A 24,749-nucleotide genomic window follows, 5' to 3' on the forward strand; every position below is an offset into this window, starting at 1 on the left:
ATATTTTTATGACATTTATTCTGTTTTATAGATTCAGTTCAAGTACTTTTAAACCATGACAAGAATTGTTTAAAAATGAATTGATGTTAAACTTGACTAAATTTGTTTGTTTTCAATTGATATGTCTTTATCTACCAAATCTATCGCGATCGTTTACCACAGCCCGTTTGGTCATACTGCCAAAGTTGCGAGCTATATTGCGCAAGGCATAGAAAAGGTTGGATTGACTGTCCATAAAATGGATATTGAACATATTGATTGGGATATTCTAGACCGAGCAGACGCGATTGTTTTTGGTTCACCAACATATATGGGCAGTGTGACAGGTCCATTTAAAATGTTTATGGATTCCACTTCCAAGCGTTGGAAAAATCGTGATTGGCAAGGCAAACTTGCTGCTGCATTTACCAATTCAGGTGGTTTAAGTGGAGACAAACTGTCTGTACTGCAACAGATTAATATCTTTGCGATGCAACACGGCATGTTATGGTCAGGTTTACCTTTAATGCCGACAGGAATTAAGCCAACGGACTTAAATCGTATGGCAGGCTATTTGGGTTTAATGACACAATCCGACAATGCACCAGTCGATATGACACCGCCATCGGGTGACTTACAAACTGCATTGTGGTTTGGTGAGTATCTTGCATTGTTGTTAAATAAAATCACTTCACATAATAAAGACTGATTTATATAACATCGCCTCACATGTGTTGTTCAAATGAATCATTCATTGTCGTGACATGCTAGCTAATTTGTCGCAGTAAGCGAATTTTCCCGTATCACATTGCGCTATGTTTTTTGAAAATAAAAAGTATGCGTGGATGATATGGATATCTGTAATAGAAAAACAATTAAAACTGCAATGGTGGTCTTAGCGTCAACAGTATTTTTTTTGTCAGTCAGTTGTTTTGCGAATGATGAAAAAGTGAGTAGTTTGATTCAGTTAGATGATACAGAGCTGTCTGAGGTTAAAGGTCAGGCGTTGATGAGTCTATCGTATCTAGCACCTAGAGATTCGGCAAATCCAATGCGGAATGTAACCTCAAATAATATTGGATTCTATAAATTAGGTGTGGAAGCAGAGTTGGAACTCAATGCCAATATTAGAAACCTTCAGCTTGGCTGTGGTGGCTCTAAAGGTGGCGGAGCTTGTGATATCGACATTAAAAATCTAGCGCTCAGTGGCTTACCGGATTTTTACGATTTAAATGGTGTGCCCGTATACAGCAAAGGACGTGCATCAACCAGTGCTAAATTAATTAATCCATTCATGGAGCTTGCAATCAGCAATCCAAATTCGGCTTCAACACGTGAAGTAAAAGGAATTCGATTTAGTGCAGAACAAATCAGTGCATTACTTACAGCAGGTCTGGCAAACAATCAGTCACCATCGACAACGGATGGGATACAAAGTCTGAGTGGTTTTATGCGAATCGCCCAAACTACAGGCACAGCAAGTACCGCACAAACTAAATTCGGTTTAACTCAAAACCAGCAGTTAGGTGGTGTTGCAAGACTGTGTGTTGGAATAATTAACGATTGTGCTGTAGCTAATACGGATATTAACTTTGTGAGTAAACCATTTTCTTCAGCTTCAACTGGAATTACTGTGCCATCAGTTTCTACTGATTTCGTTTTACCTGCATTCACAATTAACGGTTCAAGACAAAAAGTAGCTGTAGTGAATAATATTTTGACAAAGATTGATAAAATTCCGATTGCAGCTGATTCCGCGGGACAATTTAACCCCGCTTTATTTAACAGTGATCTATTGGAAGTCGATCTGAATTGTAGGGGGGTAAGCGGTCGAGGATGTAATTTGATTACATTACTCAAACCACAGGCAAGATTTAAAATGGGAAAAGACTCTGCCATTAATAACTTGAATATGAAAATTGATTTTGAGCAGTCACTGAGTATGTTTCATAACATTCCATTAGAAGGTACGGGTGGATATTTATCATTACAACAAATGGCATTGTTGTGGCCTGGCGCATATTTAGATCCCTCAGATACTTCAAAAAGTAATTTGGCATTCATGAGTAAAAATACAGATGTCGCGCAACCAGGCTGGTGGATGTCCTTTGCGAAACCAATTGAACTGGGGCATTTGAATGTAACGAATCAAATCATTTTAGATGATAATATTCTAGGACAGGTCGCCGATCGAGTGACTGAAACACTAACCCCCAACTATGTTAATAAACCGCAAGCAACAGCAAGTAATTTACTTCAAGTAATTAGTTTATTGTTAAATAACCCCTTAACATCTAAAGTTGTGGCTGATTTGAATTCGGCTACCATGCAGAATCCAATATATTTTAAATTGCAAAACCAGCGTTTAGGGAATCAGGAAGTCATTTCTAATTGTTATGGGAAGTTGAAATTCTGCTAAATGTTTATAAAGAAAATCTGCTTTTTAAGGTTTTCTTTTTTTTACAATTTTCAAGAAGAATTATTCATATCATATCGACTCAAAATAAAGGTTCTTACTCAACTCTCAATATGATTTAGAGCGTCAAATTTATTTTATAAAATTAATAATCTGGTTAGATTCATGCATCCCTAAACAACGTATAAATTTTCAGAAATTTTGTTGACAAATACATCAACTTTTTTGTTGCATGCTGCATGATAATTTAATGTGATTACATAACTAAACAAAAATAATTTACATAAAAACTCTTAAAAATCATGCGCTCATTTAAATGAAAATTAACATTATCAAATGAGACAGCCTATTTGTCCCAATGGGCTATTCTGTTACTGCTGGTTTTCCTATATTTTTGACCAATAATAAAAATCTGAGCAGGTGATATGGATATTGTTGTGAAAAAGGTAATTGAAATCAGTAGGATGGTTTTAATTTTTAGTGGATTATTCGTTTCAACTTATGGTTTTGCAAATTTTTCTCAGTCACAAGGTCTGGTTGAGTTAAATGATACAGAACTTTCAAAGGTTCAAGGTCAAGCATTGATGAGTCTGGGGTATATTGCTCCAAACGATGCTGCCAACAAAATGCAAGGGCAGGGCGTAGGATTTTATAAACTTGGACTTGAAGCAGAACTAGAACTCAATGCCAACATAAAAAAATTACAACTAGGATGTGGCGGTGCCAATGGTGCTGGCGGATGCGATATTGATATTGATAATCTGAGTCTTTCAGGTCTGGCAGATACCCGAGAAGGAAGAGTGGCTTCAAGTGCAAAATTAACCAATCCCTTTTTAGAGTTTGCGATCAAGAATCCTGAAGCTGCATCTACTCGAGAAGTCGTGGGTTTACGTCTCAGTGCTGAAAAAGTTTTGGGAATGTTGACTGCGGGCACGGAAAACTCTGAAACACCTAATGGTATTAATTCACTCAGTGGATTTTTAAAGACAAAAGCGACCACCGGTTTAGGTTATACAAATAGTCGAGGCATGAGTTATACAGATACTCAAATGCCAATTACCGGAAATGTAGATGTTTGCGTGCTATTTTTTTGTGGGCGATTGCCCTTATCTTCAACAGATTATAATTTAACTTTGCAAAGTACTACAGCACCCATTCAAGTTGACTCAGCAACAATTAATGGGATGCGACAAAGTAGTGTGAACTTGACGGGCAAAGCTTATATTGACCGTTTAAACTTCGGTGGTCGATTAAAAGCGGGTGTACAAATTCCTTTGTTGGGAACATTAAATTTAGAGAAACAGGTCAACGGTGATATTACAGGATTAACAGCAAACTTAACGATCAGTGAAAGTTTGGGCTATATCCATAAGATTCCTTTAAATAATCCTTTTTCTTTATCATTGCAAAGTCAGAATGTATGGTGGCCAAATGCTGAGGTGACTGCTCAGAGAGGTTGGTGGATGGCATTTGAAGATGCTGTTGATATTGGAAATGTCACTCCTTCTAAAGGAATCGATATTACTAATGATGTACTTAAGCAAGTCGTTGGTCCATTAAGTAATGCATTGGCGACGACAGCTGTACCATCCTGCCAAGCTTTAGATTGTTTATTGGGCAGCTCATTAGAAATCGGTAATATTAATTTACCGAATACATCAGTCAATTTTCCATTGCAAGATTTACAGCTTAAAAACCAGGATTTCGCGCCTAACTGCTATGGTTCATTAAAATTCTGTTAAACATCATTACGATAGGATTAATAAAAAACCTCCACTCAGGAGGTTTTTTATTATTTGTGCATAATACGTGCTTTGTCACGTTGCCAGTCACGGTCTTTTTCAGTGGCACGTTTGTCATGCAACTGTTTACCTTTTACCAAAGCAATTTCAAGTTTTGCTAAATGACCTTTCCAATAACAAGCCAAAGGTACACAGGTATAACCTTTTTGATTTACTGCACCCATGAGCTTTTCTAACTCACGGCGTGAAAGAAGTAATTTACGAGTGCGCGTCGCTTCAGGCACAACATGAGTCGATGCTGAAAGTAATGGTTGAATCTGAGCGCCAAAAAGAAATGCTTCATTATTTTTAAAGGTAATATAGCTTTCTGTAATGGTCATGCGTCCAGCACGCAATGACTTGACTTCCCAGCCTTGCAACGAAAGCCCAGCTTCAAATTTTTCTTCAATAAAATAATCGTGACGCGCACGTTTATTTTGTGCAATCGTCCCGCCATTATTTTTTTTAACGACAATATTTTTCGACATAATACAAATAATTCCAAGAATAGCCTTATTCTGCCTCAAACTCGGCTTCAGGTGAAGTCATTTCACAATTAAAGCAAAGGCTAAATGTGCAGAGGTTATTCGCTAAGATTTAAGTTTTTGTTAAACTATAGCTCTACATAACAAACTTGAGTACAAATGGATGTCTAAAACTCGTGTCATCTATCCAGGAACTTTTGATCCAATTACCAATGGCCATGTGGATTTGGTTGCCCGCGCTTCACGGATGTTTGATGAAGTCGTGGTCGCAATTGCTATCGGACATCATAAAAATCCAGTATTCAGTTTAGAAGAGCGTGTAGACTTAGCGAAAATATCACTTAAACATTTACCGAATGTTGAGTTTGTTGGCTTTGATGGCTTATTGGTAAATTTTGCTCGTGAACAGAATGCGACCGCAGTTTTACGTGGATTAAGAGCTGTTTCAGATTTTGAATATGAGTTTCAGCTTGCCAATATGAACCGTCAATTGGACCATGATTTTGAAACTGTATTTTTAACCCCCTCAGAGCAATTTTCATTTATTTCTTCGACAATGGTTCGGGAAATTGCACGATTAAAAGGTGATGTTGCTAAATTTGTGCCACAATGTGTGGTGGAAGCTTTTCACCGTAAACATCAACAAGGTTGGTAATGTGTCTTTAATAATCACTGATGAATGCATCAATTGTGATGTATGTGAACCGGTATGCCCGAATGAAGCCATTTTTATGGGGGAGGAAATTTATGAAATTCATCCAAACCTATGTACAGAATGTGTGGGGCATTTTGATGAGCCGCAGTGTGCACTTTTTTGTCCAGTAGATTGTATTCCACGTGATCTGAATCATTTGGAAAGCCAAGATGACTTGATGGAAAAGTATAAAAGTTTAATTGCTCAAAAAAGCGCAAGCAATTCCCAGTAAAATTTGTTAGCATACGCCCCGAAGTGAGCCAGACGATCGCTGCTGTGGAGATCTCCGTGATTGAAGCAGGGGAGGAAAGTCCGGGCTTCATCGGGCAAGGTGCCAGGTAACGCCTGGGCGGTGTGAACCGACGGAAAGTGCAGCAGAGAGTAGACCGCCTTCAATATCGTTTCTTTTCGGAGAAATGGAAGGTAAGGGTGAAAGGGTGCGGTAAGAGCGCACCGCATGACTGGTAACAGTTCATGGCATGGTAAACCCCACCGGAAGCAAGACCAAATAGGGATCCTACAGGCATGGCCCATGCTGGATCCGGGTAGGTCGCTTGAGCGTATGAGTGATTGTGCGCCTAGAGGAATGATCGTTCTAGACAGAACCCGGCTTATCGGCTCACTTCAATGAATTTTATTGCAATTATTGCTTGACGTAACGTGAGTTACAGCAGATAATGCGCGCACAGTTTTAGGCTATGTAGCTCAGTTGGTTAGAGCACCGCACTCATAATGCGGGGGTCACAGGTTCAAGTCCCGTCATAGCCACCATTTTTATAGACCACGTTTCCAAAAACGTGGTCTTTTTTTATCTTTCAAATATGCATCTTAAAAAACATTGATATGCTGTTTTTTAAAAACCAATTTTAACAGATGTATTTTCCCCTATATGGGTTAGCTGAGCCGTTGTAGCCGTCCTTTTATAATCATAAATTGTTGCTTTTGATAGTTTTGCCAAACCGAATTGGTAGGAAAAATTAAATTGCACTTGATTGATTTTATATTGAGTTAAAATATTGCTGTCTTGTTGAAGTGTTTGAACTAATGTTTTAGCAGCATCAACATGATAAAGATAAGCGGGTTGGCTGACTGTTAAAATGAGAACTTGATTGGCTGATTCTGCTTCGCCGATTGCCGTATAGTGATTTTCAATCTGAACATTTTTAATATCTTCAGAGATTAAAGAAAAATCAGATGTTGATAAATATTGATTTTGAACATAATGCCAGATATTGATTGAAAGAATGATTACGGTAATCAACGATAGGATGTAGTAATGTGCTTTCCAAATTGGCTGCTGAGACATATTGGTTTGCGTATTTCTAAGTATCTGTGTATGAGTCAACAAATCATGAAGTGACTGTTGGCTGTTTCCGTTAAAAATTGCCAAGTAGAAACATGCAAAAACAATACTTTGGAATAGGAAAATAATTAAAATCAGTATAAGTGTCTGATTTGAAAAATTTTGTAGATAACCAATAAAACAAAATGGAATAATGAAAATGCTGGATCGAATGAAGGAATGAATGGGTGAAATTGAACTGCCTGTAAAATCTTTTACACGAATTTTACAGAGTATTTTTCCGATGGTTTTGCCTTCACCAATAGTGCTATTGAAAGCTGCGAAATAAAACAGGCAAAGGAGCGTACCGATACATTGGAAAATAAAAGCTGAATTTTCAAAATATGGATAAAGTATTTTGCCCACCACGAGACAAGCAACACTGACGATCAAACAATCAACGATAAAGGCGAACAGACGAGGAAATATTGGGGCAACGGTTTTAGCCTGATTTGGAATTTCTTTCATAAGATTTGGTTAAATTAAGTTTATAAGAATATTGAAAATTATCCACATTATAAATATTAAAGTATGTGGGAACCAGAAAAAGGTATGCTCTTAAATTTTGCAATAAGTGTCAATGTTGAATATTTAACAATGAATAATTAGGAGACATTAAATTTTAGGCGAAAAAAAACCAGCAATCGCTGGATTCTTTAATTGCACCATTTTAAAACATATTAAAATGGTGCCCGAGGCCAGACTCGAACTGGCACGCTTTGTGGGCGGGGGATTTTAAATCCCCTGTGTCTACCGATTTCACCACTCGGGCATGTGCGCCATAATAAAGGAGTGTTTTTCTCTTGGCAAGCGTATTTAATACGAATTGCTTTCTTTTCAAGCAATTCAGATGTTTATGTTTGAAAATGAAGCATTCTACCCAACAGAACAGCTACTTTTTGTCATGATCTGTTCATCATTCTGAGATGAAAACGCAATATTCAGGCTCTAAATTGATTGGATAAAAAAACTTAGAGGAAATCCATTTCAATGCCAAGCTCAATTTCACGCCGTGAACTTATTCAAAAGTCATTAGCCAGTTTTGGGGCACTATCCATACCAGTTTCTTTGACCGCCTGTGGGAGCGACAACAATGATTCAACAACGCCAACCACTAAAGTTGAATTTTTACATGGAGTAGCGAGTGGTGATCCACTCAAGGATCGTGTGATTTTATGGACGCGTGTGACTCCCCAAGATACCACCTTGCGTATAGAAGTTGTTTGGGAGATTGCGACAGATGATAAATTTGCACAAATCATCAACACTGGCAAAGTACAGACCACTCAAGCCCAAGATTTTACGGTTAAAGTCGATGCAGATAAGTTAAAGTCGGGGCAAACTTATTACTATCGTTTTAAATTCGGTTCGGTGATTTCATCTGTTGGTCGTACCAAAACATTACCGGAAACAACCAGTGCGGTTCAATTTGCTGTATGCTCATGTTCAAATTATCCAGCAGGTTATTTCTATGTTTATCGAGAAATGGCAAAACAAGATGTCGATGCAATTATTCATCTTGGTGATTATATTTATGAATATGGCAAAGATGGCTATGCAACTGAAGATGCGGCTAAACTAGGACGTACACTTCCTGCGGACAATGACAAAGAAATCATCAAGCTGGATGATTATCGTAAGCGTTATGCGCTTTATCATAAAGACGTTGATTTGCAAGCCGCGCATGCACGTCATCCCTTTATTGTGATTTGGGATGACCATGAATTAGCCAATGATGCGTGGAAAGAGGGTGCTGAAAATCACCAACCCAATGAAGGGAGTTTTTCTGACCGTAAATTAGCGGCATTACAAGCGTATTTTGAGTGGATGCCGATTCGACCAGTCAGTGAAAAAGATCATTTGAATATTTATCGACAGTTTGACTTCGGTTCATTGGTGCAATTGACGATGTTGGATACACGTATTCTGGCTCGTGATAAGCAACTGGATTATGCGGATTATATGACGGCTTCTGGACTGGATATTGCTAAGTTTCAGGCAGATTTGACCAGTACCTCGCGTACTCTGATGGGTTATACACAACGAGACTGGTTACAGAAGAAACTGGCACAATCTACAGCGACATGGAATGTGTTGGGACAACAAGTGTTAATGGCAAAAATGTTGATTCCAGCTGAATTATTGCTTTCATTGGCTGCAATTACCAGTGGTAATGTCACAACGGAGACATTGGTGAAAATGAATCAGCAGATTACCGAGTTAGTTGCATTGAAAGTACGCATGCAAAAAGGTGATCCAACTTTAACAGCAACTGAAAAAGCACGGGTGACGACGGTAGCACCCTATAACCTTGATGCTTGGGATGGCTATTATGCTGAACGTGAAATTTTATATGGAACGCTCAAAGCTCTGAATAAGAAGGTTGTTGTGTTGGCTGGTGATACGCATAATGCTTGGTCTGCGGACTTACATACCCAAACAGGCGATTTCGTTGGTGTTGAATTGGCAACCAGTTCTGTGTCTTCACCGGGAATGGAAAAGTATCTCAGCATTCCTTTAGCACAGTTGCAGCAATTTGAAATGGCATTTACCACACTGATTGATGAATTGAACTATACCAACTTAAATCAGCGTGGTTATTTAAAGGTGAGTTTTAACGCTCAACAAGTTCAAGCAGATTGGATTTTTGTGAGTACCATTAAAGAAAATGCATATACTGTGGATGCTAGTCGTGGACATCAACTGGTGTTGAATAATAATTTGATTGATGTAAAGACCATTCAAAAAAGTGCTTAATTTTTTAAGTATAAAACCGAGTTTATTCATGGGCTCGGTTTTATTGAAAAAGAGATCACATCATGCTGTCCATATAGGCATCTAAATCTTCATATTTATATGTTTTGCACATTTCATTTTCATACTTTAATAACTGTAAATGTAATTCTAAGTATTGCGTGAGTTGCTGCTGTTGAAGTTTATACTGATCAGAACTTTTAGGGTAAAACTTCATTTTGAATCTGGCTTTTTTGGCTTGTTTGTAGGCCCAAAAGCAGGTTCTGCGAATTTGTTGTAATTGATAAAACTCAGTGTCTTTGGTGCTGTCTCGAAAAAGATTTTCTTTGTAGAATTTCACAAAACCAAAACTCATCGCAAAGAAAAATAGCAAGCCTTGTAAAAGTGTACTTTCAATAAAATATAGATTTAGCGCTTGTAGAATAATCAATGCAGCAAGTTTAAATGGGGTATTGCTGAGTTGATAATATAGATGAGTGGAGCTGTGTTTGATTTGATTGATAATAATGGGAACAATCAACATAAAAAACAACATAATCGCCAAGGCTGCTATGGCATTGGCTTGAAAAGTATCAAATTGCGTAAAATGAACAGCAATAAAATGACCTAAGCTGAAGTAAATACTGCAAAAAATCATAATTGATAAAATCCAAGGAATAAATTCCTTCGCTTCATCTAAAAGCCCTTTGGTTTTAAGTTGGCTATAAAATAAAAAATTGTATTTAAATGCTTTTGGATATTGTTGTTGTAACTGATTTAAATAGAAGGAAACTTGCTTGTTTTGAATCATATAGGCTTCACTTATTTAAACTGCAATTTAGAGAATAACATAAAAAGCTAATATAAAATTTTAGACATAAAAAAACCAGCTTGTCGCTGGATTTTTTATTACACCATTTTAATGTTGATTAAAATGGTGCCCGAGGCCAGACTCGAACTGGCACGCTTTGTGGGCGGGGGATTTTAAATCCCCTGTGTCTACCGATTTCACCACTCGGGCTTTACAAGATTGGAGGCGGAGGTCGGAATCGAACCGGCGTACACGGAGTTGCAGTCCGCTGCATGACCACTCTGCCACCCCGCCATGTCTTGGTGATGCACATATTAGCAATCTTTGAAAAAAAAACAATACTATATTTCATGCATATGCACATAAATTCAGCATACGAAAGAAAATTGTCTAAATAATCATGTATTATTTGCAAAATTGATTCATATCTACTTTGGAGATGTGCCGTGGCATTGGTATTGGATGGTCGCGCATTAGCGAAACAAATTGAAGCAGACTTGTTGACTCGTGTTGAAGCTTTAAAAGCAAAAACAGGTCGTACCCCAATTTTAGCGACTATTTTAGTGGGTGATGATGGCGCATCTGCGACCTATGTCCGTATGAAGGGAAATGCATGTCGTCGTGTAGGTATGGATTCTTTAAAAGTTGAATTAGGCAAAGAAACCACGACTGAACAATTATTGGCTGAAATCGAAAAATTAAATGCCAATCCTGATGTACATGGCATTTTGCTACAGCATCCTGTGCCTGAACAAATTGACGAACGTGCTTGTTTTGATGCGATTGCTTTAGAAAAAGACGTCGATGGCGTTACCTGTCTTGGTTTTGGACGCATGGCAATGGGTGAGACTGCATATGGTTCTGCAACTCCCGCAGGCATTATGACCATGCTTAAAGAAAATAACATTGAGATTGCCGGTAAGCATGCTGTCGTTGTCGGACGTTCGGCAATTTTAGGAAAACCGATGGCAATGATGTTGCTTCAAGCCAATGCTACAGTGACAATCTGTCATTCTCGTACGCAAAACCTTGCTGAATTGATTCAACAGGCGGACATAGTGGTGGGTGCAGTAGGTAAAGCGGAGCTGATTCAAAAAGATTGGATCAAACCAGGTGCTGTCGTGGTTGATGCTGGTTTCCATCCTCGCGAGGGTGGTGGTGTGGGTGACATTCAATTGGTGGGAATTGAGGAAATTGCTTCAGCATATACGCCTGTTCCGGGCGGCGTAGGTCCAATGACCATTACCACATTGATTCGTCAAACAGTTGAAGCCGCAGAAAAAGCTTTAGCTTAATAGCACATGAATGTCAAAACCCTGCTTTGTTTTTCAGAGATGTAGGGTTTGGGTCTCAGCAGCTTTTGTTTCGGTAAAAGCTGCTTTAATGAAAGCCATGTATGGCAATCATGAATAACAATATTTGATCATTGCGTCAGCGTTATATGGATGATTAAATGATTCGAAATAGTAGTAAATTGTTGAAATACATGTGGCAGTGAGGATTCAACTGTATTTCTGAATGATCAAAATAATCATCTCGGTTAAATATCTATGAGTTGCACCTTACAATTTCCCAAAGCTCCACAACATTTACTTGATGCTTTGCATGAGATTATTCCCCAATGTGAACTACTTGCTCAACAGTTGCCTGATACACCCATTTCATTGTGGCTGATTCCACCTATTTTCCCAACAGACCGTTTGGACGATGAAGTGATTCGTCGTATTTGGAATGACACACCTTATTGGATCTTTTGCTGGGCATCTGGTCTGGCGATGGCGCAATGGTTACTGGCTGAACCCCATCATGTAAAAGATAAAGTCGTGCTTGATTTTGGCGCTGGATCAGGAGTTGTTGCGATTGCAGCAAAGTTGGCGGGAGCAAAACGTGTGATTTGTTGTGACATTGACTCAGTAAGTCTGAATGCTTGCCGTGAAAATGCTGCACTGAATGATGTTGAGCTTGAATATTTAGAGGATCTATATCAAGCAGAGCAAGTCGATGTTTTATTGGCTGCAGATGTTTTATATGATCAGTGTAATCGTTTTTTCTTGGATGAATTCTTAAAGTTTGCTCCTGAAGTCTGGGTAGCTGACAGTCGGGTAAAAAACTTTAGTCATTCACATTATCAAAAACTAGATGAGCGCAGTGCGACCACATGGCCAGATCTGGATGAAGCTAAAGAATTTAGAAACGTGAGTTTTTATAAGACGCTATAAAGCGTCTTATTTCAAGCGCATATAAATTCAGCTACATTAAGAGCAGGTATAACGTACAACATGCAATGTACTCGGACGAGTTTCAAGCGCTTGTCGAGTTGCATAATCTTCACTGTTGTTTAAATTCGGGGTATTGGAAAGTCCAAAAGAAGTTCGACTATGTCCGAGTTGAACACCTGCTTGATTTTGTGCAGTTTGTGGATTGATGATTTCATTGATACTGAGAACAGAAATTTTATAGGTTTTATTTGCACCTAAGACTTTTTGACATGCACGTTGTAATTTACTGGCATCCAAATCACGATCAGCGCGCCCAGAAAGCGTATATGCCAATGTTGCACTATTGCTTGACTTGCTTTCGATTTGGTAGCCTGTCACTCCATTATATTGACGTGGCGTGGTTTGGCATGCTGCCAAAGCTAAAGCCATTAACCCTAAACCTATACAAGTGATTATTTTCATCTTTTAAAGTCCCAGCTTTTTTGAATTATTTTTAGTATGCCATAGCTTTGTGATTTTCTCGATGATTGAATTGTTCAAATAAAACAGCTTTTTTATTGGAATAAAAAAGCTGTTTTTAATCAAACTATCACATGATATGAGGGGAGATCAGTCATCTGTAATCAAACTATGTTTCTTGGTATCTTTCATAAAGATGTAAGTAATGAGTGATAAACCAATCATAAAGGTGATGTAGTAGAAGAAATAGTTCTCATGCCCAGCGTTTTTAAAACTTAATGCAACTAATTCAGCAGTACCACCAAATACGGTATTGGCTAAGGCATAAGGTAGAGCAACGCCCAGAGCGCGAATGTGGGGAGGAAACAGTTCCGCTTTAACCACGGCATTAATCGCTGTATAGCCAGTCACAATCACCATACCGCTCATACATAAGAAAAATGCAGTTTTAGGATCGGTGGTCGAGCCCAATCCATTGAAAATGGGAATAGTGAATAAAACACCCAAAACACCGAAAGTGATCATAATCGGTTTACGACCAATTTTATCTGAAAGTGCACCCACAGCAGGTTGAATCAACATGAAGACAAAAATCGCCGCAGTGGTAATTTCTGTGGCTGTGGTTTTTTCAAAACCAGAGGTATTGACCAAATATTTTTGCAAATAGGTGGTAAATGTATTGAAGGCCAAGGTTCCACCGGCAGTCAGCATAATTACCGTAAATGCCTGTTTAGGGTACTTGGTGAATAAAGCAAACGCTCCTGATTTTTCACCACCATTTTTGGCATGTTCTTGGGCTTTTTTAGCAGATTCTGTTTCAACTAAGCCGCGGCGAATCCAGAATACAACAATGGCCAACAATGCACCGATAAAGAATGGAATACGCCATCCCCATGCATGTAATGCTTCTTCTGCAAGTGTATGCTGTAAAATGATCAATACGCAAAGTGCCAACAACTGTCCTGAAATCAGGGTCACATATTGGAAGCTTGAAAAGAAGCCACGATGGTTCTTTCCTGCCATTTCAGTTAAATAGGTTGCACTTGAACCATATTCACCACCCACACTCAAACCTTGTAATAAGCGAGCGAAAAGTAAGAGTGCTGGAGCAAGCATACCGACAGAATCATATGATGGCGCACAAGCGATAATTAAAGATCCGACACACATCAAAGATACAGAAAGTGTTAAACCGGCTTTACGCCCTTTACGATCGGCATAAATTCCCATAATCCAAGCGCCAATCGGGCGCATTAAAAAACCTAAAGCAAAAACAGCAGCAGCTTGGAGAAGCTTGACTGTTTCATTACCTTCCGGAAAGAACACTGGTGCAAAGTAGAGGGTAAATGCGGCGTAGACATACCAGTCATACCATTCAACTAAGTTACCGGCTGAGCCACCAAGTATGGATTTGAAACGAGTTTTTCTATCAAGTGGCGAGGGAGCAACCTGAGGTGATGAATTGGACAAGGCAATTCTCCAAAAGAATATGCAAAACATGGCCTGTTTAATTTTCATTTGGGGTGAAAATATAAACAGAAAAATCAAGAAGAGAGAATTTCAATCAGTACTGCGGAGAGATACAAATCATTACACAGCTCGTTATACGCAAGAATGAAGAATGCCCTTATTAGACTTTGGTCGTATGCTTTTTTTATATTCAGGCTCAGTAATTATTTAAGAATGACTAAAATAAGGAATAATTTTTTTAAAACAATTATTTAATTTTATATTGTTTGCTGAGAGTACATTTTGAATACAGACAAAGTGTTGTGTTCCGATGAATCAAATGTGTGAAAAGTACACAAATTAAAAATACGATAAATATTCAAAATGACTAACCAAAGCTAGGAGAGCAGCAAGAATTTATGTTATTTATGTATTTAAATGTTCATTTTCGAAAATAAAACAATAAGGTTTATATGTATGAACTTCATGATTCGACAACAGCAAATTTTGGAACTGGTTAAACAACGGGGATATATCAGTATTGAAGAAATTGCGCAGATATTTTCAGTAACACCACAAACTGTACGCCGAGATATTAACCAAATGGCTGATGCAGGATTATTGCGACGTTACCACGGTGGTGCAGCGATCGACTCGAGTGTGAACAATACTGAGTACAGTACACGTATGAGTCATAACGCTGAGGCAAAACAACGGATTGCAGTAGCTGTCGCAAAAGCTGTTCCTGATCACGCATCTTTATTTATTAATATCGGTACAACCACAGAAGCAATAGCTGTCTCTTTATTGCAACATTGCGGGCTTAAAGTTATCACCAATAACTTAAATGTTGCCAAAATTCTAAGTGTAAAAGAAGATTTTGAAGTGCTGATTGCCAGTGGCAAAGTTCGTTCTGATGGCGGGGTCATTGGGCAAGCGACATCTGAATTTTTTAAACAATTCAAAGTCGATTATGCTGTGATCGGGATCAGTGGAATCGATGCAGAAGGTACATTGTTAGATTTTGATTTTCAGGAAGTTTCAGTCTCTCAGGAAATTATTGCAGGGGCGCGACAGATTTTTTTAGCCGCAGATGACAGTAAATTTGGTCGTCATGCAATGATGCGCATGGGACATCTTCGAGAAATTGACCGTCTTTTTACCAACTTGCAACCGGATGAACCTTATCTCCAACAAATCCATGCGGCAGAAGTGAACTTGATTGTGGCATAGAACTCAATCGACTCATAAAACACAATTCATTTAAAATTGCACATTTTTTGATAGACATTGATCAAAAAACTATCTATTATTTTTCTTAAATGAAAATAAACGAAAATATATTGATACTCTTCAATCAAAAGGTGGTGTTATGATGCAAATGAATGAACCGCAAACTTGTTATGACATCGTGGTGATTGGAGGTGGAATTAATGGTATCGGGATTGCCAATGATACAGTGGGGCGTGGTTTATCAGTATTGCTTTGTGAAAAAGATGATTTAGCAAGCCATACCTCATCTGCCAGTAGTAAATTGATTCATGGTGGTTTACGTTATTTAGAACATAAAGAATTTCGTTTGGTTCGCGAGGCTTTGGCAGAGCGTGAAGTTTTACTTGCGAAAGCCCCCCATATTATTCGTCCGATGCGCTTTATCATGCCCCATCAACCGCATCTTAGACCTGCTTGGTTGATTCGTACGGGTTTATTTTTTTATGATCATTTGGGGAAACGGGAAAAATTGGCAGGATCAAATTTGGTTCAATTCAACCCAGAGACCAGCCCATTAAATAAAGATATTACTCGCGGTTTTGAATATTCCGATTGTGCTGTCGATGATTCTCGTTTAGTGATTCTTAATGCAATACAGGCAAGAGAAAAGGGCGCAAAGATTGTTACTCAAACACGTTGTATTGCTGCGCAACGTGAAAATGCTGTATGGGCAGTGCAGCTTGAAAATGAGCAGGGGATATATCAAGTTCAAGCCAGAGTATTGGTCAATGCAGCTGGACCATGGGTTGCGCAATTTATTCAACAGGATTTGAAATTAAAATCACCTTATGGGATTCGTTTGGTTCAAGGCAGTCACATTATTGTGCCAAAAATTTATGAAGGTGATAAAGCCTATATCATGCAAAATGATGATCAGAGAATCGTGTTTGCCATCCCTTATTTAAACCAATACACCATGATTGGGACGACAGATCGAGAATATCACGGTGATCCTAATCAAGTTGAAATAACCCAACAAGAAATTGAGTATCTTTTAAAAGTATCCAATGATCATTTTAAGATACAACTCGTTCGAAATGACATTGTTAGCACTTTTTCAGGTGTACGCCCCTTATGCGATGATGAATCTGATAATCCTGCAGCGATTACACGTGATTATACTTTAGCAGTGTCTCAACAACATTCAGCCGAAGCGCCTTTATTGTCTGTTTTTGGGGGGAAGTTGACGACTTACCGAAAGCTTGCTGAATCAGCACTGGAGCAGTTGAAAAAGTTTTTCACCACAATGGGGCAACCTTGGACGGCAGATGCTTTATTACCGGGGGCTGAAAATTTGGTTTCTGTAGAGGATTTAATATCGGAGATCCAGACAAAAATCAAAGGTATTGACTTACACACAGCAAGTCGTTGGGCACACGCTTATGGGACGTATGTATGGAAATTTTTAAATTATTCCAGCTCAGTACATGAGCTTGGTCAAAGTTTCGGGCACGGACTTTATGCGCAAGAGGTGGACTATTTGGTTGATCAGGAATGGGCAATCACCAGTCAGGATATATTGTGTCGCCGCAGCAAGCTGTACCTTGAGTTTAAACAGGATCAAGTTGATCTTTTAGATGCTTACTTGCTTGAGTTGCATGAACGTCGATTGCAAAAAGAGGTCGCATAATAAAAGATGTCGGATAATGGATGATGCAATCTTGAACTCTAAGTTGTTTAAATAGCTTTCACAATCAACAAATCAAAGATTGCAGTTCATTGGATTTGTTGATTGGGCTTTTAATGAATATTTTGAATCGTCGAGTGTCTGTAATCCCATTGAAAATGTCAAATTAATAGCTTCGCCATAGAGAACCCAGTTTAAAATCCCATTCACTTGGTGTAATAACCATGCGGCCTGCATTGGGTGTTAAAGTGATTTCACTGAAAAACACATCATCTCCCGCCAATAAAAAGTCGATACGACTATAACCATGTTTAAAACAAAGGTCTTGAGAAAGCTGAAGCATTTTGCTTAAACTTTTGGGTTGATCCAAAGCTACGGGACTATTATTCTTTAAGTCAACAGTAAAAGGCTGAAGTACCCAGGCAGTATCATAAATATTTGAATAATCAATACCTTGACCATCTTGAACGTCAACTTCTATATATCTGGGCTGACCTTCGAAACAATGTACCCGGCTGGTTGTGATCGTTAACTGGCTATTCGGATCTGTCCATAATTCTACAAATGCTTCCGCCAAAATCATAGGTGTAATATTTTTATAATGCCACTCTCTTTTTTTAAAATACATATTTTGTTTTAAATGATGCTTTAATTTCAATTCTGCTTTTTTTACATCAAATTGACTTTTATCGTGGCATACGATTGCGCTACCGCTATCATGATTGCATTTTAAAACAAATTTAGAGGGAAGTTTACTAAACTCAATTTCGCTGAAGCATTTGTAGACACCAAGCAGTGGCACAAAATGTGAACAACAAATTTTGTCTGAAATAATTTCTCTCACTGCCAACTTGTCAGCCAATTTGGTATGTAAGGGTGCTCTTTCATAGATCATGCGTGCTGTGACTTTTTCATTAAAACTTTCTGGTTGGTTAAAGTCGGGTGTGTAACCTAATTTATTGATAAATCTTTTTGTAAGGTATTTCTTGTCAGAGACAAATTTAGTTCGAATGACTTTCGCTGTATAAATAATATTTTCAATCATGGGAACGAATAAAAAATAAAGAAAGGAATTTTTGAATTATAGAGAAAATATGGATTTTGTATATGAAAATAATAACCATTTGTAGTTTTATTACAATATTGTAATAAAACCGAGATAATGCAGGTAAAAAACAGAATTTTCAAATATAAAAAGACCGCTCTGGAGCGGTCTTTTCAGCAGCTAGACTTTTAAATTAAGCTGATTTTTTTACAGCCTCTAAAAGCTCGTTTTGACGATTTTTTAATGCTGCAGGTAAACGGTCACCCAACTTGTTAAACAATTCAGTATGACTTTCAATTTCTTTGATCCATTGATCTTTATCTTGAGAGGTTACAAGATCAAATTGCTCTTTAGTAAAGTCAGAACCCGTCCAGTTCAACTGCTCAAATGTTGGTACTAAGCCGATTGGTGTTTCAACTGCATCAGCACGACCTTCACAACGGTCAATGATCCACTCAAGCACGCGCATGTTTTGACCAAAACCAGGCCATACAAAGTTGCCTTCAGCATCACGACGGAACCAGTTTACGTTGTAAATACCTGGTAATTTGTTGCCGGCAGCTTTTGCTTTGGCACCAACTTCTTCACCAAGTTCTAACCAGTGCGCAAAGTAATCAGCCATGTTGTAACCAGCAAATGGCAACATAGCAAATGGATCACGACGAACAACACCTTGTTGACCTACTGCAGCAGCAGTTGTTTCAGAACCCATAGTTGCTGCTTTATAAACACCATCTACCCAGTCGAATGCTTCTGAAATTAAAGGTACTGTATCCGCACGACGTCCACCGAAAATGAATGCAGAGATTGGCACACCAGCTGGATTTTCCCAATCTGCATCAATAGAAGGGCATTGACCTGCTGCTACAGTGAAACGTGCGTTTGGATGAGCTGCTTTTTCACCAGCAACATGTGGTTGACCTTTCCAGTTGGTTAGGTTTGCAGGTGCTTCTTTTGTTAAGCCTTCCCACCAAACTTCGCCATTGTCGGTAACTGCAACGTTGGTATAAATCACATCTTTGTGAAGTGTTGCCATACAGTTTGGATTGGTTTTGGTATTTGTACCTGGTGCTACACCAAAGAAACCAGCTTCAGGGTTAATTGCGTACAAACGACCATCTTCACCAGGTTTGATCCAAGCAATATCGTCACCCACAGTCTCAATTTTCCAACCTTCATAACCTGCAGGCGGGATCAGCATTGCAAAGTTGGTTTTACCACATGCAGAAGGGAATGCAGCTGCGATGTAATGTTTTTCACCTCGTGGATTTGTCACACCAAGGATCAGCATATGTTCAGCTAACCAACCTTGTTGGCGACCCATTGAAGAGGCAATACGTAAAGCAAGACATTTTTTACCTAACAATGCATTACCGCCGTAACCTGAACCATAAGACCAGATTTCACGCGTTTCTGGATAATGCACGATGTATTTTTCAGGGTTGCAAGGCCAAGCAACATCTTTTTGACCTTCAGCAAGTGGCGCACCAACTGTATGTACGCAAGGAATAAAATCACCATCTGTGCCAAGTACGTCATAAACAGCTTTACCCATACGAGCCATTTTACGCATACTTACAGCAACATAAGGTGAATCAGTAATTTCAATACCGATGTGTGCAATGTGAGAACCTAATGGACCCATTGAAAATGGAACCACATACATTGTGCGGCCTTTCATTGCGCCATCAAACAAACCGTTAAGACGAGCACGCATTTCAGCAGGAGCTTCCCAATTGTTAGTCGCACCAGCATCTTCTTGTTTTTCAGAACAGATGAATGTACGACCTTCAACACGAGCTACGTCAGACGGATCAGAATTCGCTAAATAAGAACCAGGATGTTTTTCTTGGTTCAATGCTTGCATAGTGCCGTTAGCGATCATCAAGTCGATATAACGTTGATTCTCTTCTTCGCTTCCGTCACACCATTCAATTTTTGCAGGTTTAGTCAATTTAGCAATTTCTTCAACCCAGGCAATGAGCTTAGGATGACGAACGAATTCTGGTGCGTTCACTTGGGTCATGGTGAGGCCTATCTAAAATATGTACAATTTTGTGTACAAATAATAATCTGAATGAAGGGATACAACATTCAAATTTAAGTAAGAAAAAAAGTGGACGTATTAAAACATATATTCATAAAAAAAATAAGACTAAAGGCTTAAAAGATGCTTAACCAAAGGAATGATTTAAGTGGTTGATTTTTAGTGCTTAAGCTGAATTATTGGTTGATATTTAACACTATTTAATAAGACAATGAGTAATATTTTTATTATAAATAATAATAATTAACAATAACTTGAAAATATGAAGCTGGTAAAAATTATTATTGATTTAATAAATGGGTATAATTCAAATTTTACATAAAGGTGCTTTTATTTGCTTAGAAAATCGACGAAATTAGAGCAAATACTTCACAATAATCAAACTTATGGATACAGATTTAAAGCCTCTTTCGATGATTTACAATGAAAAATCAGGTTTTCATGCAAATCACAAAGATGAGGTGTACGAAAAACTCATGACCATTTGGACTACACATGGTTTTGAAATACAAGTTTTCGATATCAGTGCTGAAGTTGACATTCAGACGTTAATGAAAAAAATCTATCAACGTCACGCACAATATTCACAACTTGGCGTCATTGTTGCCGCAGGTGGTGATGGTACGTTGAATGCCGTTGCCTCGCAAATGCTTCATCAACATATTCCGATGGGCATTTTGCCGTTAGGTACGTTTAATTATGTGGCACGTGCTTTGAATATTCCATTAAATCTGCTTGATGCGGCTCATGTGATTGCTACAGGAGAACCACGTGCATCACACATCGCATGTATCAATGACCAGATTTATTTAAATAATGCCAGTTTGGGATTATATCCTCTATTTATCAAGAAACGAGAGGCTTACAATCGGCGTTTTGGACGGTTTGCTTTAAATGCATATACCTCGGGCTTGGATGTGCTGATTCGAGATCGCAAAGAGCTTAAACTCGAAATTGAAGTGGATGGACAAAAATATCCAGTCAAATCACCTTTGATCTTTTTTGGAAATAACCAACTACAACTCAAAGAACTAAACTTACGAATTTCAAAATGTGCTGAAGTCGGTGAAATCGCAGGAGTAGTGATTGCAAAAGGGGATAAAGCCACCTTATTTAAAACACTATTTCAGACCATCCGAGGGAAACTAGAAAAGGCATCAGATGTGTATAGCTTTGGTGCCGAAAAAGTGGTTGTGTATTCGAAAAAGCCTAAACTGACAGTTGCGATTGATGGAGAAATTGTGTCAATGGATACTCCTTTGAATTTACATGTTGAAAAAAATGCTTTGAATATCATGGTGCCTGTGCATGCTGCTACATCTATCTGATCTGCATTTTGGGACGGAGCGTCCAGCGTGTATACAGGCAATTCAGCGGTTTTGTACAGAACATCAACCTGAAGTCGTAGTCGTGAGTGGTGATCTGACCCAACGTGCCAAATTCAAAGAATTCTATGCCTGCAAGCAATTTTTAGAATCTCTCAAAACTCCTTATTTTGTGGTGCCTGGTAATCATGATATTCCACTCTATCATCTGTGGAACAGGGCGCTTCGACCTTTTGGTCTGTATCAATTATTTTTTGGCAGTTTAGAACGGACATTGTTAACCAAACATTTTTATTTAATTGGCATGAACAGTATTCGACGTCGCTATCATACGCGTGGTCATATTTCATTCGAACAGATAGAGAGCGTTAATCAATTGTTGACGGATGCACCTGACAATAAATTAAAAATTATTGTCAGTCATCAACCGTTTTATACTTCGAATGAAGATCATCATTTAAAAGATTGTCCTGCATTAGGGCAATTTGCGATTAAAGAATGGGGACAGCATCAGCTCTATGCCTTATTGCACGGTCATTTACATCTTGTTGCTGTCTATGATTTAAACCAAGCATTTAATTTAAATCTATCTCATCCCGTCTATGAAGTTCATGCAGGTACTGCACTTTCTCGACGATTGCATAAAAAAATCCCCAATAGTTTTAATGTGATTCATGAAAATGGTACATTTCAACATTATTTTTTTGATGAACAATTACAAGAATTTATTGCGCAATAATGAGAAAATCAGTGGATTCTTTTGCCAATTTGAATTGAACGAATAAAAAAAATACAAATTAAATAAATTTTTTTTAATTTTCCCCTTGAAGCGTTTATTTCCATCCCCACAAATGTGACATACAAATATTTTGTCGATGACCTAGGAATAAGAAGTCATCTTCCCTGAGTAATCAATGACATTTAGACGATGTCTATGGAGTTTTATATGAGCAACATTCGTCCATTACATGATCGCGTAGTTATTCGTCGTGTTGAAGAGGAAACAAAAACTGCTGGCGGTATTTTACTTCCAGGTTCTGCAGCTGAAAAACCGGCACAAGGTGAAATCATTGCTGTAGGAAATGGTCAAATCACTGACAATGGTGTGCGTGCATTAGACGTTAAAGTTGGTGATAAAGTATTGTTCGGTACTTATGCAGGTACAACTGTAAAAGTAGGCGGCGAAGAACTTTTAATTATGAAAGAATCTGACATTTTAGCGGTACTTGAAGGTTAATTCAGACCGAGACGGTGTGTTGTTTCTGATGAAGTAAAAAACAATATACCTAATCAACTTTTAAATTAGATGGTTAAAGAATAAAGATTATTGGAGTTAAGCATGTCAGCTAAAGACGTAAAATTTGGTGATTCAGCTCGTTCAAAAATGATTGCGGGCGTAAACGTACTTGCAGATGCAGTTAAAGTAACTTTAGGTCCTAAAGGTCGTAACGTTGTTATCGATCGTTCTTTTGGTGCACCACACATCACTAAAGATGGTGTAACTGTAGCAAAAGAAATTTCGTTGAAAGACAAATTTGAAAACATGGGTGCACAATTGGTTCGTGAAGTTTCTTCAAAAACCAATGATATCGCAGGTGATGGTACTACAACGGCAACTGTACTTGCTCAAGCAATTTTAAATGAAGGGATCAAATCTGTAACTGCAGGTATGAACCCAATGGATTTGAAACGTGGTATCGATCTAGCAGTTAAAGCTGTTGTTGAAAACATCAAAGCAACGGCTAAACCAGCTTCTGATACTAAAGCGATTGAACAAGTGGGTTCAATTTCAGCAAACTCTGACGAAACTGTGGGTAAATTAATTGCACAGGCAATGGAGCGTGTTGGTAAAGAAGGCGTCATTACAGTTGAAGAAGGTTCAGGTTTTGAAGACGCTCTTGACGTAGTGGAAGGTATGCAATTTGACCGTGGTTATATCAGCCCGTATTTTGCAAACAAACAAGACACTTTGACGGCTGAACTTGAAAACCCGTTCATCCTTCTTGTTGATAAAAAAATTAGCAACATCCGTGAATTGATTACAGTTTTAGAAGCTGTTGCTAAAACAGGTAAGCCACTTCTCATTATTGCTGAAGATGTTGAAGGCGAAGCACTTGCGACACTTGTAGTAAACAATATGCGTGGCATCATCAAAGTATGTGCTGTTAAAGCGCCTGGTTTTGGTGACCGTCGTAAAGCAATGCTTCAAGATATTGCGATCTTGACTGGCGCTACTGTGATTTCTGAAGAAGTCGGTATGTCTTTAGAGCAGGCTTCACTTCAAGATTTAGGTACTGCACATAAAATCACAGTATCTAAAGAAAATACAGTGATCGTAGATGGTGCAGGTGATGCAAATCAAATTGCTGAGCGTGTAACTCAAATCCGCGCACAAATCGAAGAATCGACTTCAGAATACGATAAAGAAAAACTTCAAGAACGTGTTGCTAAACTGGCAGGCGGTGTTGCTGTAATCAAAATCGGTGCTGCAACAGAAGTTGAAATGAAAGAGAAAAAAGACCGTGTTGATGATGCGCTACATGCCACTCGTGCTGCGGTTGAAGAAGGTGTTGTTGCAGGTGGTGGTGTTGCGCTTGTACGTGCTGCAAAAGCATTAGACGGTGTTGTTGGTGCGAACGATGACCAGACTGTGGGTGTAAATATCCTTCGTCGTGCGATTGAAGCGCCACTTCGTCAAATCGTTTCTAACGCAGGCGATGAACCTTCTGTAGTGATTAACGCTGTAAAAAATGGTGAAGGTAACTTTGGTTACAATGCTGCCACTTCACAATACGGCGACATGTTGGAAATGGGTATCCTTGATCCTGCAAAAGTCACTCGTTCAGCACTTGAACATGCAGCTTCTGTTGCTGGTTTGATGTTGACCACTGAATGTATGATCACAGATATCCCTGAAGATAAACCTGCTATGCCTGATATGGGCGGCATGGGTGGTATGGGCGGAATGATGTAAGTCATTCTGATCTCAGATCATAAAAAATCCCCGCCATTGTGCGGGGATTTTTATTGGACTGATTGATTCAACCAGATCAATTAAGCGGGTT

Annotated in this window: 21 protein-coding genes, 4 tRNA genes and 1 other RNA gene; 16 read left to right on the forward strand and 10 right to left on the reverse strand. The window is 38.6% G+C overall.

Features of this window, described 5'->3' with window-relative positions:
* Window positions 1–121 precede the first annotated feature (121 nt).
* The 3 genes from IMO47_RS05440 (at window position 122) to IMO47_RS05450 (ending at window position 4,137) form a co-directional block, all read left to right on the forward strand.
* The gene (locus IMO47_RS05440) at window positions 122–688 is read left to right on the forward strand and encodes a flavodoxin family protein (RefSeq protein WP_196076101.1); all 567 of its coding nucleotides are present in this window, start codon (window positions 122–124) and stop codon (window positions 686–688) included.
* Between the two features lie 240 nt (window positions 689–928).
* Window positions 929–2,398, forward strand: coding sequence for a hypothetical protein (locus tag IMO47_RS05445; RefSeq protein WP_242052610.1), 1,470 nt, complete (start codon window positions 929–931; stop codon window positions 2,396–2,398).
* A gap of 422 nt (window positions 2,399–2,820) precedes the next feature.
* Complete coding sequence (locus IMO47_RS05450; RefSeq protein ID WP_196076103.1) at window positions 2,821–4,137, forward strand: hypothetical protein; 1,317 nt, start codon at window positions 2,821–2,823, stop codon at window positions 4,135–4,137.
* A 50-nt stretch (window positions 4,138–4,187) separates the two neighbouring features.
* Here IMO47_RS05450 and smpB read toward each other — a convergent pair whose 3' ends face one another.
* On the reverse strand, window positions 4,188–4,664 hold the full coding sequence (smpB, locus tag IMO47_RS05455) for an SsrA-binding protein SmpB (protein ID WP_004828309.1): 477 nt from the start codon (window positions 4,662–4,664) through the stop codon (window positions 4,188–4,190).
* A 160-nt stretch (window positions 4,665–4,824) separates the two neighbouring features.
* On the opposite strand from smpB, the gene coaD reads away from it, so the two are divergent.
* The 4 genes from coaD (at window position 4,825) to IMO47_RS05475 (ending at window position 6,126) form a co-directional block, all read left to right on the forward strand.
* Window positions 4,825–5,316: a pantetheine-phosphate adenylyltransferase gene (gene coaD / locus IMO47_RS05460; protein WP_196076104.1), complete on the forward strand. Its 492-nt coding sequence runs from the start codon at window positions 4,825–4,827 to the stop codon at window positions 5,314–5,316.
* A 1-nt stretch (window position 5,317) separates the two neighbouring features.
* Window positions 5,318–5,587: a YfhL family 4Fe-4S dicluster ferredoxin gene (locus IMO47_RS05465; protein ID WP_196076105.1), complete on the forward strand. Its 270-nt coding sequence runs from the start codon at window positions 5,318–5,320 to the stop codon at window positions 5,585–5,587.
* A gap of 20 nt (window positions 5,588–5,607) precedes the next feature.
* Window positions 5,608–5,985: RNase P RNA component class A (gene rnpB, locus IMO47_RS05470), an RNA gene on the forward strand.
* Window positions 5,986–6,049: 64 nt separating this feature from the next.
* Window positions 6,050–6,126, forward strand: a tRNA-Met gene (locus IMO47_RS05475).
* Window positions 6,127–6,208: 82 nt separating this feature from the next.
* Here the strand turns inward: IMO47_RS05475 and IMO47_RS05480 are convergent.
* Window positions 6,209–7,165: an RDD family protein gene (locus IMO47_RS05480; RefSeq protein WP_196076106.1), complete on the reverse strand. Its 957-nt coding sequence runs from the start codon at window positions 7,163–7,165 to the stop codon at window positions 6,209–6,211.
* A gap of 218 nt (window positions 7,166–7,383) precedes the next feature.
* Window positions 7,384–7,469: transfer RNA gene (locus IMO47_RS05485), tRNA-Leu, on the reverse strand.
* Between the two features lie 218 nt (window positions 7,470–7,687).
* Here IMO47_RS05485 and IMO47_RS05490 point away from each other — a divergent pair.
* Window positions 7,688–9,454: an alkaline phosphatase D family protein gene (locus IMO47_RS05490; protein WP_196076107.1), complete on the forward strand. Its 1,767-nt coding sequence runs from the start codon at window positions 7,688–7,690 to the stop codon at window positions 9,452–9,454.
* Window positions 9,455–9,509: 55 nt separating this feature from the next.
* Here IMO47_RS05490 and IMO47_RS05495 read toward each other — a convergent pair whose 3' ends face one another.
* The 3 genes from IMO47_RS05495 to IMO47_RS05505 all read right to left on the reverse strand — a co-directional run bounded on the left by IMO47_RS05495 (window position 9,510) and on the right by IMO47_RS05505 (window position 10,535).
* Window positions 9,510–10,241: a hypothetical protein gene (locus tag IMO47_RS05495; protein WP_196076108.1), complete on the reverse strand. Its 732-nt coding sequence runs from the start codon at window positions 10,239–10,241 to the stop codon at window positions 9,510–9,512.
* A 124-nt stretch (window positions 10,242–10,365) separates the two neighbouring features.
* A tRNA-Leu gene (locus tag IMO47_RS05500) sits at window positions 10,366–10,451 on the reverse strand.
* 10 nt (window positions 10,452–10,461) lie between these two features.
* Window positions 10,462–10,535, reverse strand: a tRNA-Cys gene (locus IMO47_RS05505).
* A 152-nt stretch (window positions 10,536–10,687) separates the two neighbouring features.
* On the opposite strand from IMO47_RS05505, the gene folD reads away from it, so the two are divergent.
* Window positions 10,688–11,536, forward strand: a complete 849-nt coding sequence (folD, locus tag IMO47_RS05510) for a bifunctional methylenetetrahydrofolate dehydrogenase/methenyltetrahydrofolate cyclohydrolase FolD (RefSeq protein WP_196076109.1) — start codon at window positions 10,688–10,690, stop codon at window positions 11,534–11,536.
* Window positions 11,537–11,791: 255 nt separating this feature from the next.
* A complete protein-coding gene (locus IMO47_RS05515; protein ID WP_196076110.1) occupies window positions 11,792–12,460 on the forward strand; it encodes a 50S ribosomal protein L11 methyltransferase in 669 nt (222 codons plus the stop codon).
* 36 nt (window positions 12,461–12,496) lie between these two features.
* Here IMO47_RS05515 and IMO47_RS05520 read toward each other — a convergent pair whose 3' ends face one another.
* Both IMO47_RS05520 and IMO47_RS05525 read right to left on the reverse strand, forming a co-directional pair.
* Window positions 12,497–12,922 carry a hypothetical protein gene (locus IMO47_RS05520; protein WP_196076111.1) on the reverse strand — a complete coding sequence of 142 codons (426 nt, stop codon included), beginning with the start codon at window positions 12,920–12,922 and terminating at the stop codon, window positions 12,497–12,499.
* Window positions 12,923–13,069: 147 nt separating this feature from the next.
* A complete protein-coding gene (locus IMO47_RS05525) occupies window positions 13,070–14,389 on the reverse strand; it encodes an MFS transporter (protein ID WP_196076112.1) in 1,320 nt (439 codons plus the stop codon).
* A gap of 456 nt (window positions 14,390–14,845) precedes the next feature.
* Here IMO47_RS05525 and IMO47_RS05530 point away from each other — a divergent pair, with 456 nt between their 5' ends.
* A complete protein-coding gene (locus tag IMO47_RS05530; protein ID WP_196076113.1) occupies window positions 14,846–15,601 on the forward strand; it encodes a DeoR family transcriptional regulator in 756 nt (251 codons plus the stop codon).
* 139 nt (window positions 15,602–15,740) lie between these two features.
* Window positions 15,741–17,270 (forward strand): glycerol-3-phosphate dehydrogenase, encoded by a 1,530-nt coding sequence (glpD, locus tag IMO47_RS05535; RefSeq protein ID WP_196076114.1) that lies wholly within the window; start codon window positions 15,741–15,743, stop codon window positions 17,268–17,270.
* Window positions 17,271–17,433: 163 nt separating this feature from the next.
* Here the strand turns inward: glpD and IMO47_RS05540 are convergent, their stop codons facing one another.
* A complete protein-coding gene (locus IMO47_RS05540; protein ID WP_196076117.1) occupies window positions 17,434–18,312 on the reverse strand; it encodes an ATP-grasp fold amidoligase family protein in 879 nt (292 codons plus the stop codon).
* Between the two features lie 193 nt (window positions 18,313–18,505).
* Entirely contained in the window at window positions 18,506–20,338 is a 1,833-nt protein-coding gene (locus IMO47_RS05545; RefSeq protein WP_196077380.1) for a phosphoenolpyruvate carboxykinase (GTP), read from the reverse strand.
* A 407-nt stretch (window positions 20,339–20,745) separates the two neighbouring features.
* Here IMO47_RS05545 and IMO47_RS05550 point away from each other — a divergent pair, with 407 nt between their 5' ends.
* The 4 genes from IMO47_RS05550 to groL all read left to right on the forward strand — a co-directional run bounded on the left by IMO47_RS05550 (window position 20,746) and on the right by groL (window position 24,658).
* Entirely contained in the window at window positions 20,746–21,687 is a 942-nt protein-coding gene (locus tag IMO47_RS05550) for a diacylglycerol kinase family protein (RefSeq protein ID WP_196077379.1), read from the forward strand.
* Entirely contained in the window at window positions 21,668–22,423 is a 756-nt protein-coding gene (locus IMO47_RS05555; protein WP_196077378.1) for a metallophosphoesterase, read from the forward strand. The genes IMO47_RS05550 and IMO47_RS05555 overlap by 20 nt, the downstream gene beginning before the upstream one ends.
* 207 nt (window positions 22,424–22,630) lie before the next feature.
* Window positions 22,631–22,921, forward strand: coding sequence for a co-chaperone GroES (locus tag IMO47_RS05560; protein ID WP_196077377.1), 291 nt, complete (start codon window positions 22,631–22,633; stop codon window positions 22,919–22,921).
* A 102-nt stretch (window positions 22,922–23,023) separates the two neighbouring features.
* The gene (gene groL / locus IMO47_RS05565) at window positions 23,024–24,658 is read left to right on the forward strand and encodes a chaperonin GroEL (protein ID WP_004828344.1); all 1,635 of its coding nucleotides are present in this window, start codon (window positions 23,024–23,026) and stop codon (window positions 24,656–24,658) included.
* Window positions 24,659–24,749 lie beyond the last annotated feature (91 nt).

This window comes from Acinetobacter sp. Res13-Abat-PEC15-P4-01, from assembly GCF_015676285.1.
Taxonomy (GTDB): domain Bacteria; phylum Pseudomonadota; class Gammaproteobacteria; order Pseudomonadales; family Moraxellaceae; genus Acinetobacter; species Acinetobacter nematophilus.

What these genes read in the sequence shown, in the direction of transcription:
- IMO47_RS05440 (WP_196076101.1), top strand. Translation starts at nt 122, where the DNA reads ATGTCTTTATCTACCAAATCTATCGCGATCGTTTACCACAGCCCGTTT.
- IMO47_RS05450 (WP_196076103.1), top strand. Translation starts at nt 2,821, where the DNA reads ATGGATATTGTTGTGAAAAAGGTAATTGAAATCAGTAGGATGGTTTTA.
- smpB (WP_004828309.1), bottom strand. Translation starts at nt 4,664, where the DNA reads ATGTCGAAAAATATTGTCGTTAAAAAAAATAATGGCGGGACGATTGCA.
- coaD (WP_196076104.1), top strand. Translation starts at nt 4,825, where the DNA reads ATGTCTAAAACTCGTGTCATCTATCCAGGAACTTTTGATCCAATTACC.
- IMO47_RS05480 (WP_196076106.1), bottom strand. Translation starts at nt 7,165, where the DNA reads ATGAAAGAAATTCCAAATCAGGCTAAAACCGTTGCCCCAATATTTCCT.
- IMO47_RS05490 (WP_196076107.1), top strand. Translation starts at nt 7,688, where the DNA reads ATGCCAAGCTCAATTTCACGCCGTGAACTTATTCAAAAGTCATTAGCC.
- IMO47_RS05495 (WP_196076108.1), bottom strand. Translation starts at nt 10,241, where the DNA reads ATGATTCAAAACAAGCAAGTTTCCTTCTATTTAAATCAGTTACAACAA.
- IMO47_RS05515 (WP_196076110.1), top strand. Translation starts at nt 11,792, where the DNA reads ATGAGTTGCACCTTACAATTTCCCAAAGCTCCACAACATTTACTTGAT.
- IMO47_RS05520 (WP_196076111.1), bottom strand. Translation starts at nt 12,922, where the DNA reads ATGAAAATAATCACTTGTATAGGTTTAGGGTTAATGGCTTTAGCTTTG.
- IMO47_RS05530 (WP_196076113.1), top strand. Translation starts at nt 14,846, where the DNA reads ATGAACTTCATGATTCGACAACAGCAAATTTTGGAACTGGTTAAACAA.
- glpD (WP_196076114.1), top strand. Translation starts at nt 15,741, where the DNA reads ATGATGCAAATGAATGAACCGCAAACTTGTTATGACATCGTGGTGATT.
- IMO47_RS05540 (WP_196076117.1), bottom strand. Translation starts at nt 18,312, where the DNA reads ATGATTGAAAATATTATTTATACAGCGAAAGTCATTCGAACTAAATTT.
- IMO47_RS05545 (WP_196077380.1), bottom strand. Translation starts at nt 20,338, where the DNA reads ATGACCCAAGTGAACGCACCAGAATTCGTTCGTCATCCTAAGCTCATT.
- IMO47_RS05550 (WP_196077379.1), top strand. Translation starts at nt 20,746, where the DNA reads ATGGATACAGATTTAAAGCCTCTTTCGATGATTTACAATGAAAAATCA.
- IMO47_RS05555 (WP_196077378.1), top strand. Translation starts at nt 21,668, where the DNA reads ATGCTGCTACATCTATCTGATCTGCATTTTGGGACGGAGCGTCCAGCG.
- IMO47_RS05560 (WP_196077377.1), top strand. Translation starts at nt 22,631, where the DNA reads ATGAGCAACATTCGTCCATTACATGATCGCGTAGTTATTCGTCGTGTT.
- groL (WP_004828344.1), top strand. Translation starts at nt 23,024, where the DNA reads ATGTCAGCTAAAGACGTAAAATTTGGTGATTCAGCTCGTTCAAAAATG.